Source organism: Nonomuraea sp. NPDC052265 (assembly GCF_044547985.1).
GTDB lineage: Bacteria > Actinomycetota > Actinomycetes > Streptosporangiales > Streptosporangiaceae > Nonomuraea.
This window is the reverse complement of sequence record NZ_JBIUBJ010000012.1, coordinates 208,373-222,388: the sequence shown is the minus strand read 5'-3', so window position 1 is coordinate 222,388 and position 14,016 is coordinate 208,373. Positions and strand designations below refer to the sequence as shown.

The following is a 14,016-nucleotide window of genomic DNA, read 5'->3' as shown; positions in this document are numbered from 1 at the left end:
TCCGGGCAGGGCGGCCGGCCCGTCCTAGCATGGCGATCATGCACTTCTTCAACCCCGGCCGCACGCCCTACGCCGAACGCGACCGCGAGCTGATCGGCGTCGGGCACGCCCGGCAGGCCCGCGCGCACTTCGCCCGCCATCCGGCCTACCGGCCCACACCGGTGCACACCCTGACCGATCTGGGCGGGGCGGGCACCGTCCACGTCAAGGACGAGAGCGGCCGCATGGGCCTGGGCAGCTTCAAGGCGCTGGGCGGGGCCTACGCCGTGCACCGGCTGTCCGAACGCGACGGCGGCGGCACCACGTACGTCTGCGCCAGCGCCGGCAACCACGGCATCTCGGTCGCGGCCGGAGCCAGGGAGCTCGGCGCGCGCTGCGTCGTCTACCTCAGCCGGCAGGTCCCCGAGCCGTTCGCGCACCGGCTGCGCGCCCTGGACGCCGAGGTCCGCCGCGAGGGCGACGACTACGACGCGAGCCTGGCCGCCGCCCTGCACGCCTCCCAGGAGCACGGCTGGCGCCTGGTCGCCGACACCTCCTGGGAGGGCTACGACGACATCCCCCTGGACGTCATGCGCGGCTACACCGTCCTGTTCGACGAGATCGAGATCCCGCCCACGCACGTGTTCGTGCAGGCCGGGGTGGGCGGGCTGGCCGCCGCCGCGGCCGGGTACACCCGCGACCGGTGGGGCGAGCAGCCCAGGATCGTCGTGGTCGAGCCGGACGGCGCGCCCTGCCTGCTGGAGAGCGCCCGCGCGGGCGAGCCGCTGCACTCGGCAGGGGCACCCACCCGCCTGGGCAGGCTCGACTGCCTCGAACCGTCCCTGATCGCCTTCGACCTGCTGAGCCGCCAGGCCGACCTGTTCGTCACCGTCGCCGACGAGGAGGCCGCCGAGGCCGCCGCCCTGCTGGCCGAGCGTGGGGTGGCCCTGTCGGAGTGCGGCGCGGCGGGGGCCGCAGGGCTGCTCGCCCTCGACCCGGGCACCCGCGAGGCGATCGCCCTCGGCCCGGCCTCGCGCGTGTTGCTGGTGGGAACAGAGGGACCTGTGGAACCAAAGTGATCACAGGGTCGTCAAAAGGGCGTGCACCAAGCTAACCGGCCAAAGCATGCTCGGGGAGACGGCCGGTTGGCCGAACTCGACCTGCTGCGCTTCATCGCCGCCCTGGCGGTCGTCGCCTTCCACTATCTGGTGGCCTTCGCCTCGGTCTGGGGGGCCAGGCCCGCCGCGCTGTTCCCCCCGCTCGCGCCCTTCGCCGGGCTGGGCATCCTCGGCGTCGAGCTGTTCTTCGTCATCAGCGGGTTCGTCATCCTCATGACCGTCTGGGGGCGGGGGCTCGGGGCGTTCGCCCGGTCGCGGCTGGTGCGGCTCTACCCGGCGTACTGGCTGAGCCTCGGCGCCGTGGCGGCCCTGTACGGGCTGACCGGCGCCACCGCGCTGGACCCAAAACTTTCACCACGCCAGTACCTGGTGAACGCCACCATGTTCCAGCGGCTGTTCAAGGTGGCCGACGCCAGCGGCGTCTACTGGTCGCTGTGGGCCGAGCTGCGCTTCTACCTGCTGATCGCGATCCTGGTGATCGTGGGCGTCACGTACGGGCGCGTGCTGGTCTTCTCGGGCGTCTGGCTGGCCGCCGCGCTGGCCGCGAGATTCGTCGGCGACGACGTGCTGAACGAGATCCTCATGCCCGACTACGCCCCCTACTTCGTCGCCGGCATGGCCCTGTATCTCATCCACCAGAACCGCAAGGCCCTGCTCCCGTGGCTGTACGTCGCCGCCGGGTACGCCATGGCCATCCCCGCCGCGCTGGGCCGCGTGCACCGCCGGATCGACGCCGCCGGGTTCAAGAACATGCCCGTCACCGACACCGGCGTGATCGTCACCATCACCCTGATCTTCGCCGCCATGGCCCTGGTCGCCCTCGGCCTGATCCGGCTCAAACCCTCCAGGACGCTCACCGCGCTGGGGGCCACCACTTACCCGCTTTACCTCTTCCATGGGGTCACCGCGGCGGCGCTCATCCCGCTGCTCACCGGCGACCTGCCCCCCTGGGCGGTGGCCCTGGTCACCACTCTGGCCGCCGTCGTGCTGTCGTATCTGATCTACTCCTTTGCCGAACGGCCGATCCAGCGACTACTCAAGCCCCGCAGATCCCCGCAAACCACAACAAGCTCCGCCGTACAGATTGAAAAGGCGTCGGTGCCATAACTCTGTGGCCTCGGGGCACTGTGAAGGGCATAGGCTCGGGCATATAAACGGCGGATAGGCAGATCCGGACGAACAGAGGGTGTTGCATGACGGTGCGTCGGGTGATGGGCATCGAGACCGAATACGGCATCTCCGTACCAGGTCAGCCAGGCGCCAACGCGATGGTGACCTCCTCCCAGGTCGTGAACGCCTACCTGGCCGCCTCGGCGGCCCGCGCGCGCAGAGCGCGATGGGACTTCGAGGAGGAGAACCCGCTCCGCGACGCGCGCGGCTTCGACCTGGCCCGCGAGGTCGCCGATGCCAGCCAGCTCACCGACGAGGATCTCGGGCTGGCCAACGTCATCCTCACCAACGGGGCCAGGCTCTACGTCGACCACGCCCACCCGGAGTACTCCTCGCCGGAGTGCACCAACCCGCGGGCGGCGGTCATCTGGGACAAGGCCGGCGAACGCGTCATGTACGACGCGGCCACCCGCGCCTCGGCGATCCCGTCCAACGCGCCGATCCAGCTCTACAAGAACAACACCGACGCCAAGGGCGCCTCCTACGGCTGCCACGAGAACTACCTGATGCGGCGCGCCACGCCGTTCGCCGACATCGTCCGGCACCTGACGCCGTTCTTCGTCTCCCGGCAGGTCGTCACCGGCGCGGGCAAGGTCGGCATCGGCCAGGACTCCCGCGGCGAGGGTTTCCAGATCAGCCAGCGCGCCGACTTCTTCGAGGTCGAGGTCGGCCTGGAGACCACGCTCAAGCGGCCCATCATCAACACCCGCGACGAGCCGCACGCCGACCCCGAGAAGTACCGCCGGCTGCACGTGATCATCGGCGACGCCAACATGTCGGAGATCTCCACCTATCTCAAGCTGGGCTCCACCGCGCTCGTCCTGGCCATGATCGAGGAGGGCTTCCTCACCCGCGACCTGGCCGTGGAGAACCCCGTCCAGTCGTTGCGGGCGGTCAGCCACGACCCGAGCTGCCGCTACGAGATCCCGATGCGCGACGGCCGCAGGCTCACCGCCGTCCAGCTCCAGATGGAGTACCTGGAGCAGGCCCGCAAGTACGTCGAGGAACGCGGCACCGCCCAGGACGAGATGAACAAGGACGTCCTCGACCGCTGGGAGTCGGTGCTCACCCGCCTGGCCGAGGACCCGATGCAGCTCTCGCGCGAGCTCGACTGGGTCGCCAAGCTGGAGCTCCTGGAGGGCTACCGCACCCGCGACAGCCTGCCCTGGTCCCACCCGAGGCTGCAGCTCGTCGATCTCCAGTACTCCGACATCCGTCCCGACCGCGGCCTGTACAACCGGCTCGTGGCGCGCGGCCGCATGCAGCGCCTGATCAGCGAGGAAGAGGTCGAGCGCGCGGTCGAGCTGCCGCCGACCGACACCCGCGCCTACTTCCGCGGGCGCTGCCTGAGCCAGTACAGCGAGTCGGTGGCCGCCGCCTCCTGGGACTCGGTGATCTTCGACATCCCCGGCCGGGAGTCCCTGCAGCGCGTGCCCACGCTCGAACCGCTGCGCGGCACCAAGGCGCACGTCGGCGAGCTGTTCGACCGCTGCCGCACCGCGGCCGAGCTGGTCGCCGCGCTGACCGGCGGCGGGGAGTAGACCGGGCCCCGGGCCGCCCCGGGGCTCACAGCAGGCCGATCCCGAGCGTCAGCGTGCCCACGGCCAGCGACGCGCCGCCCGCCGCGGTCAGCCAGATCAGCCGGTTGGGCTTGGTGTCGCGCGGCCGCACCACCGACAGGAAGAAGCCCAGCGGCATCAGGATGGGCGCGGCGACGATGAGCGTCCGCGTCAACGCCTTCACGCCGTCCGGAAGGCTCGCCTGGTCCACGTACAGCATCGCGACCAGGCTGAACAGCACCAGGACGCCCGCGTGCGCGTGCCCGGCCCGCCACAAACCCCTGCGGACGGGGTTGTCCAGGTAGCCCGGTTCGTTGCGCATGAGGAAACGCAGCAGCGTCACGCCGCCGAACGCGACGCCGGGGACTGTGATGAGGAGCACACCTGCCGTGCTCAGCGAAGAAGGTGACATGTCGGGATCTCCTTGTGTATAGGTGGATCCATTATTGGATAGGAGTGCTATCCAGTCAAGCCGCCAAGATCGCAGGGTGTTCGACGCGAAATGTCGTCCGGTTCGGGGAAGATATGCCTTAGAGGCAGTCCCCCAAGCGGAGGTAGGACATGGCAACCAAGGACACCGGCGGGCAGAAGCAGACCGGCCGGCGTGAGGCCGAAGTTGAGGAGACCGAGGCCTCGGCGGCGCCGGACGTGCAGGAGCGACAGGAGAAGCTCACTGACGATGTCGACGCGATCCTGGACGAAATCGACGAAGTGCTCGAAGAGAACGCAGAGGAATTCGTGCGTTCCTATGTGCAAAAGGGTGGCGAGTAGGGCCAGTAGGGCCTTGTCCTCACCGCTCTGACCATGGGGAAGGATGAGCCCCGGCCGGCCCGGCCGGGGCTCATTCCTCGGGCACCGCTTGGTCAGGCGCCGTGTAGTCAGGTGCCGTGTAGTCGACCGCCACGCCGAGGAGCCTGACCGGGCGGTCGAGCTCGAAGCGGCCCAGCACGGCGAGCGCCGCCTCCGTCAGCGCGCCGGGATCGGCCGTGGGCGCGGCGAGCGTGGCCTGCCGGGTGCGCGTCAGGAACGGGGCGAAGCGCACCTTGACCGTCACCCGCGCGCAGAGACGCCCCGCCGCCACCGCGTCGCGGGCGACCTGCCCGGCGAGATCGGCCACCTGGCCGGCGATGGCGTCGCGATCGTTGAGGTCACGGGGGAACGTGGTCTCGCAGCTGTGACCGCGGGCCACCCAGGGAGTGGTGACCACCTCGGCCTCGCCCCTGCCCAGAGCCAGATAGTGGTACCAGGGGCCGTTGACCGGCCCGAAGACGCGGGCCAGCGCGGCCGGGTCGGCGGCGGCCAGGTCGGCGACCGTGCGCAGGCCGAGCCCGGCGAGCTTCTTCGCCGTACGGGCGCCGATGCCCCACAGCGCGTCCGTCGGCCGGTCGTTCATCACCTCCGCCCAGTTCTCGCCGGTCAGGCGGTAGATCCCGGCGGGCTTGGCGAACGCCGAGGCGAGCTTGGCCTGGTGCTTGTTGTCGCCGATGCCGACCGAGCAGCTCAGCATGGTGCGGTCGAGCACGACCCGCCGCAGGTCGGCCGCCAGCGCCTCGGGGTCGTCGGCCGTGGCGCCGACGAACGCCTCGTCCCAGCCCCAGACCTCCACGAGCACCGGCAGCTCGCGCAGGGCGGCCATGACGCGCTCGGAGGCGGCCTCGTAGGCGGGCGGGTCGCTGGGCAGGAAGACGGCGTCGGGGCAGCGCCGCAGCGCGGTGCGCAGCGGCATGCCGGAGCGCACGCCGTGCTCGCGGGCCTCGTAGGTGGCGGTCGCGGCGACCGTGCGGGGCTGGGTGGGGTCGCCGGAACCGCCCACCACGACGGGCCTGCCGCGCAGCTCGGGACGGCGCAGCAGCTCGACGGCGGCGATGAACTGGTCGAGGTCGACGTGCAGGATCCAGGACCTGGCCATGGGTCCAGTATGCGGGCCGGGGTCACAGCAGCCGGTCGTCGCGGTAGACCAGGGCGCGGCGCGGCACGGCCCAGCGGGAGGCGCCGAGCGGCGGCTCCTCGCCCTCGGGCACGACGGCCTGGATGAGCGCGTCCGGGGACTCCAGGGTGATGAGGGTGTGGGTGCCCATGTTCTCCAGGACGGAGACGACCCCGGGGAAGGCGTCGGGGCGCTCGGCGGGGGACAGGTCCATGTACTCCGGGCGTACGCCGTACGTCACGGCGGCGTCGTCGTCCGGGGCCAGGCCCTCGGGCAGGGGGCGCAGGGCGCCGGCCACCTTGAGCCCGGAGCCGGTGACCTGGGCGGGCAGCAGGTTCATCGGGGTGGAGCCGATGAAGGAGGCCACGAACGTGGTGGCCGGCCGGTGGAAGATCTCCGCCGGGGTGCCGACCTGGATCATCGAGCCCCTGGACATGACGGCGATACGGTCGGCGAGCGCGAGCGCCTCGGCCTGGTCGTGGGTGACGAACACGGTGGTGACGGCCAGCTCCCGCTGCAGCCGCTTGAGGAAGGTGCGGGCCTCCAGGCGCAGGCGGGCGTCGAGGTTGGACAGCGGCTCGTCGAACAGGAACGCCGCCGGATGGCAGGCGATCGCGCGGGCCAGCGCCACCCGCTGCTGCTGGCCGCCCGACAGCTCGGCAGGACGCCGCAGCAGCAGCTCGGTGAGGCTGAGCCGGGCCGCGACCTCGGCCGCCTTCTCCGCCCGCCGGGCGCGCGGGACCTTCTTGATGCGCAGCGGGTAGGCGATGTTGGCGATGACGTCCATGTGGGGGAAGATCGCGTAGTCCTGGAAGACCATGGCGACGTCGCGCTCGCCCGGCGGCAGCGCGGTGACGTCCTTGCCGTTGATGGCGATGGTCCCGGAGGTGGGGGTCTCCAGGCCGGCGATGCTGCGCAGGAGGGTGGTCTTCCCGCAGCCGGAGGGGCCGAGCAGGGCGAAGAACTCGCCGTCCGCGACGGTGAGCGCGAGGTCGTCGAGCGCGCGTACGCCCCCGGGGAACACCTTGGTCAGGCCGTGCAGGGAGATCAACGCTTGATTCCTCCGTGGAAGCGGAAACCGTACCGCTGGGAGACGAACAGGTACATCAGGACCACCGGCAGGGAGTACAGCAGGGAGAAGGCGGAGATGAGGTCGAGCCTGGGCGCGCCGCCCTCGGTGTAGAGCGTGTAGAGGATGATCGAGCCGGGCGCCTTCTCGGGGTCGCGCAGCAGGATGAACTGGAACAGGAACCCGCCCCACACGCTGGCCAGCGCCCACACGGCGATGGTGGCCAGGCCGGGACGGACGAGCGGGACCACGATGTGCCGCAGGATCTGCAGCGACGAGGCGCCGAAGACCCGGGCCGACTCCTCGTAGGAGGTGGGCGTCTCGTCCATGAAGTCCTTCAGGATGAAGATCGCGGCGGGCAGCAGCCCGGCCGAGACCACCAGGATGACGCCGAGATGGGTGTCGATGAGGCCGAGCCGGGTGGCCAGCTCGAAGATCGGCACCATCGCCGCGGTGCCGGTCACCACGGACGACAGCAGCAGGAGCAGGTAGAGCAGCACGTCGCGGCCGGGCAGCCGCACCCGCGACAGCGCGTAGGCGGCCAGCGCGGACAGGACGACGACCAGCACCGCGGCCCCGCCGCCCTGGATGAGGGAGTTGCGGATCGAGCCCAGCGCGTACGGGTTGTCCAGGACGGCGGCGAAGTTGCGCAACGTGAACTCGGGGATCGACGTGGTGATCGTCGGCGTGTCGTCGAAGGGCGCGCTGGCCAGCCAGAGCATGGGCAGGGCGAAGAAGGCCAGGACGACGGAGACGAAGACGGTCGCGGCCAGCCGTCCGAGCGTATGACGGATCATGCGGGCGGTCCTCCGGCGGCGGCGGCCCGCGTGCGGCGACGGCCGCGCAGCAGCCGCAGGTAGGCCAGGGCGAAGACGAGGTTGATCAGCAGGATGAGGAAGGAGATGGCGGCGCCGACGCCGAGCTGCCCGTCCTGGAGCGCGACGCGGTAGACGTACACGGGCAGGATCTCCGAGCGGCCCTCGGGCCCGCCGCCGGTCAGGACGAACGGCGTGAAGTCGTTGAACGTCCACAGGCTGATCAGCAGCAGGTTCGTCAGGACGTGCCGCCTGATGGTCGGCAGCACCACGTCGCGCAGCTGCTGAGGCACGCTCGCGCCCGCCAGCCGGGCGGTCTCCAGGTGCGAGGGCGGCACGTTCTCCAGGGCGGCCGAGTAGAGCATCATCGAGAACGCGGTGCCGCGCCACACGTTGAAGACGACGATCGACAGCAGCGGGTAGTCCAGCAGCCAGGCGAACCCGGGCGTGTGCAGCAGGGCGTTGAGTGTGCCGTCGTCGCGGTCGAGCAGCGCGAACCACAACATGCCGACCACGGTGCTGGGCAGGATCCACGACAGCAGCACCGCGCCCTCGACGACCCTGCGCAGCGGGCCGGTGCGGGAGCGCAGGATCCAGGCCAGGGCGAACCCCAGCCCGGCCTGCCCGACGACGGCCGAGCCGCCGACGTACAGCAGGGTCAGCCACAGCGAGGACAGGAAGCGCGGGTCGGCGAGCGCGGCGGTGTAGTTGTCGAGCCCGACGACCTGGGGGTCGGCGGCGGCCAGGCCGGTCAGCCGGTAGTCGGTCAGGCCGAGGTAGATGGTCCACAGGGCGGGGAAGAGCAGGAAGACGCCGATCAGGACCAGGGCGGGCAGGACGAACGCGACCGCCCTGCCCCGGCCCAGCCCCGCGGCGTCAGCCGCCGACGTTGGCCGCGCCACCGACCAGTCCCTCCAGCTTGCTCTGGTACGCCGCGGCCGCCTCGTCCGCGCTCCCGCCGCCGACCACGGCCGCGGTGGCCTCCTGCAACGCGGTGGAGACCTGCGGGTAGACGGCCAGGCCCGGACGGTAGGCGGTGATCGGCAGCACTTCGTCGGCGACGTACTTGAGCATGGGGTCGGCGGTCAGCACCTCTTCGTTGACGTCGGTACGGGCGCTGACGCGGGCCTGCCCGGCCAGCTGCGACTTGGTCGCGGCGGCCGAGTGCATGAAGGCCAGCAGTTCCCAGGCCAGTTTGGGGTTCTTGGAGAAGGGGTTGAGCACGCGTACGGCCCCGCCGGACATGCTCACGAAGTCCTGGCCGCGGATGCCGCCGCCGGGCTGTCTGGCCGGGATCTTGGCGTAGCCGACGACCTGGTCGCGGTCGGGCATGGGGGCGACCCCGGCCTTGGGCTCGATGACCGAGCGCCAGAAGTAGTCGCTCTCGGCCAGGATGGCGATCTTGCCGGCGGCGAACTGGGCGAAGGACTTGTCGCGGCCCTTGGCCTCCTGCTGGAGCTTGGGGTCGCCGAGCCCGCTGCCGCCGTAGACCTGCTGGTAGAAGCCCAGGACGTCCTTGACGGCCTGGGAGGCGCCGGTCCACTTGCCCGAGCCGTAGATCTCCGACCCGGCGCCGGCCAGCAGGGGGAGCACGCCCTGCATGGTGGTGGCCTCGCCCATGGCGGTGCCGGCGTCGATCTGGATGGGCGTGGGCACCCCGGCGGCCTTGAGCTTGGCGCCGGCGTCGAGGATCTGCTGCCAGCCGGTCGGCTGCCAGGTCTCGGGCAGCCCGGCCTTCTTGAACAGCGCCTTGTTGTAGAACAGCACGCGGCCGTCGGTGCCCTGGGGCAGGCCGTACTTCTTGCCGTCGAAGATGCCGAGGCCCTGGACGGCCTGCGGGATCTGCGACCAGCCCTCCCACTGCTCGACGCCGGCGCCGCCGACCTCGGTGAGCGGCTTGATGTATCCGGCCTGGGCGAACTCGCCGACCCAGATGCCGTCGAGGTCGATGACGTCGGCCCCGGTCCGGGACTTGAGGTCGAGAGCGATCTTGGTCTTGTACTGCTCGTCGTCCACGCCGTTGCCCTGGAAGAGCACCTTGACGTTCTGGTGGGTCTTCTCGAACTCGGGGATGACCCACTTCTTGATCCAGGCGGCGGACTCGGAGTTCTTGCCGCCCTCGATGGAATTGGCGGTGATGGTGAGGGTGATGCTGCCCCCGGACTGGGTGCCGGAGCCGCAGGAGGTGAGCGTCAGGACGGCGGCGGCCGCGACGAGCGCGGGCCGGCTGGGGAGTCGCAAGTCGGCCTCCTGTTCAGGACGTGCAGACATACCGACAATCGCACGGGGTGTAGCGGGCGTAAAGAAACGATCTGATGAACGGTTCGCCGTGAGCTGATCGTGGGAAGTGCAGACAGCGACGCAACATGAGTAGGGTCGGCCTAGAGACACTGATGTTGGGAGGGAGTCGCGTGGCACCTAACAGGGATCTGCCCGTCGGCCTGGTGGACCAGCTTTTCCGAAACTCAGGGAACTCCTCGTTCACCGAGTTCGTCGGCTCGTACGCGCCCGAGTTGCTGCCGCAGCGTCACCAGGCGCTGGCCACTCCGATCGGCGACCAGGTCCCGCACGCGACGACGATCGTGGCGGCCACCTTCGCGGGCGGCGTGGTGATGGCGGGCGACCGGCGGGCCACGTCGGGGAACATCATCTCGCAGCGTGACATCGAGAAGGTGTTTCGCGCCGACGACTACTCGTGCATGGGCATCGCGGGCACGGCCAGCACCGGCATCGAGATGGCCCGGCTCTACCGCGTCGAGCTGGAGCACTACGAGAAGATGGAGGGCCGCACGCTCTCGGTGGCGGGCAAGGCCAACCGGCTGGCCACCATGATCCGCGGCAACCTCGGCATGGCGATGCAGGGTCTGGTGGTGGTGCCGCTGTTCGCGGCCTACGACCCCGACCGCGACCAGGGCCGCATCTTCAGCTACGACGTGGCCGGCGGGCCCTACGAGCGTGACAGGTTCGACGCCATCGGCTCCGGCTCGATCTTCGCGCGCGGCTCGCTGAAGAAGCTCTACCGCGACGGCGCCTCGGCCGACGACATGGTGATGACGGTGATCCAGGCCCTCTACGACGCGGCCGACGACGACTCGGCGACCGGCGGGCCCGACGTGTCCAGGAAGATCTGGCCGATCGTGTCGGTGATCGACGCCGACGGCTTCCGCAGGCTGACCGATCAGCAGGTGGCCGCCCAGGTCGAACAGATGCTGGAGGCTCGGATGATCTCGCCCGACGGCCCCATCGCCCCGCTGCGCTAGAAAGGACCACTGCCCGTGTCCATGCCTTTTGGATATGCGTCCCCTGAGCAGATCATGCGGGACAAGGCCGACTACGCGCGCAAGGGCATCGCGCGGGGCCGGTCGGTCGTCGTCCTGCAGTACGTCGACGGCATCCTGTTCGTGGCGCCCAACCCGTCGCGGGCGCTGCACAAGATCAGCGAGATCTACGACCGCATCGGGTTCGCCGCCGTCGGCCGCTACAACGAGTTCGAGGAGCTGCGCCTCGGCGGCATCCGCTACGCCGACATCAACGGCTACACCTACGACCGCTCCGACGTGACCGGCCGCGGCCTGGCCAACCTCTACGCCTCCAACCTGGGCCGCATCTTCACCGAGTCGATCAAGTCGCTGGAGGTGGAGGTCGTCGTCGCCGAGGTCGGCGACACCCCCGACGGCGACGCCATCTACCGGCTGACCTTCGACGGCTCGGTCTTCGACGAGCACGGCTTCGCGGCCATGGGCGGCCAGGCCGACGCCGTGGCCGGGCGGCTGAAGGAGCGCTACCGCGAGTCGATGTCGCTGGCCGAGGCCCTGGAGGTGGCGCTGGCGGCGCTCACCGAGCCGGGCGGCGAGCGTCCGCCGGTCGCGCAGCTGGAGGTGGCGGTGCTCGACCGCAACCGCGAGCACCGCAAGTTCCTGCGGCTGACGGGCGCGCGGCTGGAGCACCTGCTCGCCCAGACGACGACGCCCACCACGACGCCCTCCCCGCCGGCGGAGTCCGCCTCGGAGCCGACGACCCCGCCGACGACCCCGCCGGCGCCCCCGACCGGTCCGCCCACGGGCCCTGAGGGCGACGTGGACGACGGGTCAGGGCCGCTGTAAGCCCCGAAGACCACCGCGACAGGGCGGGGGCCGCCACGGCTGCCCCCGCCCTGTTCCGTGCGGGCGGCCGGCGCGCTGTGTGACCTGTATCACTGACGCGACGGTGAACCGTGGGGCGCGAGGTGGGATCTCAGCAGACGTGAACACTTCGATGCGCACCCTCCTCGCCGGCGGCACCGCCGCCGCCGCGCTGCTGGCCTCAGGCGTCGCCACCGCCGCCACCGCCGCCGCCGCCACCGCGTCCGCCACGACCACCTCGGCCACCGCCGCCACGACGGTCACCACGGCCTACCCGACGTACAAGAAGCCCGCGATCTTCGGCACGAGCTTCCAGGCCGACCCCGGCCACGACTTCACCAAGGGCATCCACTCCCGCCACAACGGCATCCTGCGCGGCTGGATCACCGACGTGCGCGACGGCGTCGCCGAGTACGAGCCCATCAAGTGGAAGCGGTCCAAGCAGACCGAGGGCTACTTCGTCGGCCCGCCCGAGGGCGACGTGACGGCCTACGCCTCGCCGATCGCCAAGGACGTCGTCTTCCTGTCCGCCTACGGCTGCAAGCCGGTGATGGCGGCCATGACCGTCGACCGCGACACCGGTCTGGGGGCCAAGCGCTGCCCCGCGTCCGTGCTGGTCAAGCGGCACGACAAGCAGCGGCAGCCGTCCCTTGTCACGGTGTACCAGGGCAAGATCGTCAAGGTGCAGGAGATCTACACCCCGTGACCAGGCTCCGCGCTTCGCGGGGGCGGGCGCGGACCTGGTAAAACCCACCCAGCAAACCTGGCAAATGGGACGTCCGCCGGAAAACACCTGTGAAGATCTCTCCCGATCGCCGATCCGTGGGCATAGTGTGAGGTGATGGATCGTCGCATCTTCGGGCTGGAGAACGAGTACGGCGTGACCTGCACGTTCAGGGGACAGCGCAGGCTGTCCCCCGACGAGGTCGCGCGCTACCTGTTCCGGCGGGTCGTGTCCTGGGGCCGATCGAGCAACGTCTTCCTCCGCAACGGCGCACGTCTCTACCTCGACGTGGGCAGCCATCCTGAGTACGCAACACCCGAGTGTGACAACGTCATCGAACTCGTCACCCACGACAAGGCGGGCGAGCGCATCCTTGAGGGCCTTCTCGTCGACGCCGAGAAACGCCTGCGCGAAGAGGGCATCGCGGGTGACATCTATCTGTTCAAGAACAACACCGACTCGGCCGGCAACTCCTACGGCTGCCACGAGAACTACCTGGTGGGCAGGCACGGCGAGTTCGGCCGGCTGGCCGACGTGCTGATCCCGTTCCTGGTGACCCGGCAGATCGTGTGCGGCGCGGGCAAGGTGCTCCAGACGCCGCGCGGCGCCGTCTACTGCGTCTCGCAGCGGGCCGAGCACATCTGGGAAGGCGTCTCCAGCGCCACCACCCGGTCCCGGCCGATCATCAACACCCGGGACGAGCCGCACGCCGACGCCGAGCGCTTCCGCCGCCTGCACGTGATCGTCGGCGACTCCAACATGAGCGAGACCACGATGCTGCTCAAGGTCGGCGCGACCGACCTGGTGCTGCGCATGATCGAGGCCGGCACGGTGATGCGCGACCTGTCCCTGGAGAACCCGATCAGGGCCATCCGCGAGGTCTCCCACGACATGACCGGCCGCCGCCGGGTGCGCCTGGCCAACGGGCGCGAGGCCTCCAGCCTGGAGATCCAGCAGGAATACCTGTCCAAGGCGCAAGACTTCGTCGACCGGCGCGGCGGCGACGCCATCACCCGCCGGGTGCTGGAGCTGTGGGAGCGCACGCTGCGCGCGGTCGAGACCGGCGACCTCGACCTGGTCTCGCGCGAGATCGACTGGGTGACCAAATACCAGCTCATCGAGCGCTACCGCAAGAAGTACGACCTGCCACTGTCCTCGCCCAGGGTGGCCCAGCTCGACCTGGCCTACCACGACGTCCACCGCAAGCGCGGGCTGTTCTACCTGCTGCAGAAGCGCGGCTCGGTCGAGCGGGTGGCCTCCGACCTGAAGATCTTCGAGGCCAAGTCGGTGCCGCCGCAGACGACCAGGGCGCGCCTGCGCGGCGAGTTCATCCGCAAGGCCCAGGAGAAGCGGCGCGACTTCACCGTCGACTGGGTTCACCTGAAGCTGAACGACCAGGCCCAGCGCACGGTGTTGTGCAAGGACCCCTTCCGCAGCGTGGACGAACGGGTCGACAAGCTCATCGCGGGCATGTGAGGAACGGGCCGGGGTGTGGTGTTTACCTCGGCCCTACCTCGATGTCAGGTAGGGTGAC

14 protein-coding genes are annotated in these 14,016 nt (G+C 70.2%); 8 read left to right on the top strand and 6 right to left on the bottom strand.

Translation table 11 applies throughout. From position 1 onward, the window contains the following. Positions 1 to 38 precede the first annotated feature (38 nt). From ACIHAD_RS31355 to dop, 3 genes are all read left to right on the top strand, one after another. Positions 39 to 1,058 (top strand): pyridoxal-phosphate dependent enzyme, encoded by a 1,020-nt coding sequence (locus tag ACIHAD_RS31355; protein WP_397358263.1) that lies wholly within the window; start codon positions 39 to 41, stop codon positions 1,056 to 1,058. Between the two features lie 66 nt (positions 1,059 to 1,124). After that, positions 1,125 to 2,204, top strand: a complete 1,080-nt coding sequence (locus ACIHAD_RS31350; protein ID WP_397358262.1) for an acyltransferase family protein — start codon at positions 1,125 to 1,127, stop codon at positions 2,202 to 2,204. An 86-nt stretch (positions 2,205 to 2,290) separates the two neighbouring features. Beyond that, positions 2,291 to 3,808, top strand: coding sequence for a depupylase/deamidase Dop (dop, locus tag ACIHAD_RS31345; protein WP_397358261.1), 1,518 nt, complete (start codon positions 2,291 to 2,293; stop codon positions 3,806 to 3,808). Between the two features lie 25 nt (positions 3,809 to 3,833). Here the strand turns inward: dop and ACIHAD_RS31340 are convergent, their stop codons facing one another. Beyond that, complete coding sequence (locus ACIHAD_RS31340; RefSeq protein ID WP_397358260.1) at positions 3,834 to 4,238, bottom strand: hypothetical protein; 405 nt, start codon at positions 4,236 to 4,238, stop codon at positions 3,834 to 3,836. A gap of 149 nt (positions 4,239 to 4,387) precedes the next feature. On the opposite strand from ACIHAD_RS31340, the gene ACIHAD_RS31335 reads away from it, so the two are divergent. Further along, positions 4,388 to 4,597: a ubiquitin-like protein Pup gene (locus ACIHAD_RS31335; RefSeq protein ID WP_132622197.1), complete on the top strand. Its 210-nt coding sequence runs from the start codon at positions 4,388 to 4,390 to the stop codon at positions 4,595 to 4,597. A gap of 70 nt (positions 4,598 to 4,667) precedes the next feature. On the opposite strand, the gene ACIHAD_RS31330 is transcribed toward ACIHAD_RS31335, so the two are convergent. From ACIHAD_RS31330 to ACIHAD_RS31310, 5 genes are read right to left on the bottom strand one after another with little or no spacing between them, the layout of a single operon-like run. Beyond that, positions 4,668 to 5,735 (bottom strand): DNA polymerase IV, encoded by a 1,068-nt coding sequence (locus ACIHAD_RS31330; RefSeq protein ID WP_397358259.1) that lies wholly within the window; start codon positions 5,733 to 5,735, stop codon positions 4,668 to 4,670. 22 nt (positions 5,736 to 5,757) lie between these two features. Further along, positions 5,758 to 6,804 (bottom strand): ABC transporter ATP-binding protein, encoded by a 1,047-nt coding sequence (locus ACIHAD_RS31325; protein WP_397358258.1) that lies wholly within the window; start codon positions 6,802 to 6,804, stop codon positions 5,758 to 5,760. Further along, positions 6,801 to 7,619: a carbohydrate ABC transporter permease gene (locus ACIHAD_RS31320; RefSeq protein ID WP_397358257.1), complete on the bottom strand. Its 819-nt coding sequence runs from the start codon at positions 7,617 to 7,619 to the stop codon at positions 6,801 to 6,803. The genes ACIHAD_RS31325 and ACIHAD_RS31320 overlap by 4 nt, the downstream gene beginning before the upstream one ends. Further along, positions 7,616 to 8,539, bottom strand: a complete 924-nt coding sequence (locus ACIHAD_RS31315; protein ID WP_397358256.1) for a carbohydrate ABC transporter permease — start codon at positions 8,537 to 8,539, stop codon at positions 7,616 to 7,618. Before ACIHAD_RS31315 ends, ACIHAD_RS31320 begins: the two co-directional genes overlap by 4 nt. Further along, positions 8,514 to 9,878, bottom strand: coding sequence for an extracellular solute-binding protein (locus ACIHAD_RS31310; RefSeq protein WP_397358255.1), 1,365 nt, complete (start codon positions 9,876 to 9,878; stop codon positions 8,514 to 8,516). The genes ACIHAD_RS31315 and ACIHAD_RS31310 overlap by 26 nt, the downstream gene beginning before the upstream one ends. A 170-nt stretch (positions 9,879 to 10,048) precedes the next feature. Here ACIHAD_RS31310 and prcB point away from each other — a divergent pair, with 170 nt between their 5' ends. The 4 genes from prcB to pafA all read left to right on the top strand — a co-directional run bounded on the left by prcB (position 10,049) and on the right by pafA (position 13,958). Continuing rightward, positions 10,049 to 10,897 (top strand): proteasome subunit beta, encoded by an 849-nt coding sequence (gene prcB / locus ACIHAD_RS31305; protein WP_397358254.1) that lies wholly within the window; start codon positions 10,049 to 10,051, stop codon positions 10,895 to 10,897. Positions 10,898 to 10,918: 21 nt separating this feature from the next. Beyond that, a complete protein-coding gene (prcA, locus tag ACIHAD_RS31300; RefSeq protein ID WP_397358253.1) occupies positions 10,919 to 11,740 on the top strand; it encodes a proteasome subunit alpha in 822 nt (273 codons plus the stop codon). A gap of 139 nt (positions 11,741 to 11,879) precedes the next feature. Then, positions 11,880 to 12,464: a hypothetical protein gene (locus tag ACIHAD_RS31295; RefSeq protein WP_397358252.1), complete on the top strand. Its 585-nt coding sequence runs from the start codon at positions 11,880 to 11,882 to the stop codon at positions 12,462 to 12,464. A 135-nt stretch (positions 12,465 to 12,599) separates the two neighbouring features. Further along, complete coding sequence (gene pafA / locus ACIHAD_RS31290) at positions 12,600 to 13,958, top strand: Pup--protein ligase (protein WP_125642647.1); 1,359 nt, start codon at positions 12,600 to 12,602, stop codon at positions 13,956 to 13,958. Positions 13,959 to 14,016 lie beyond the last annotated feature (58 nt).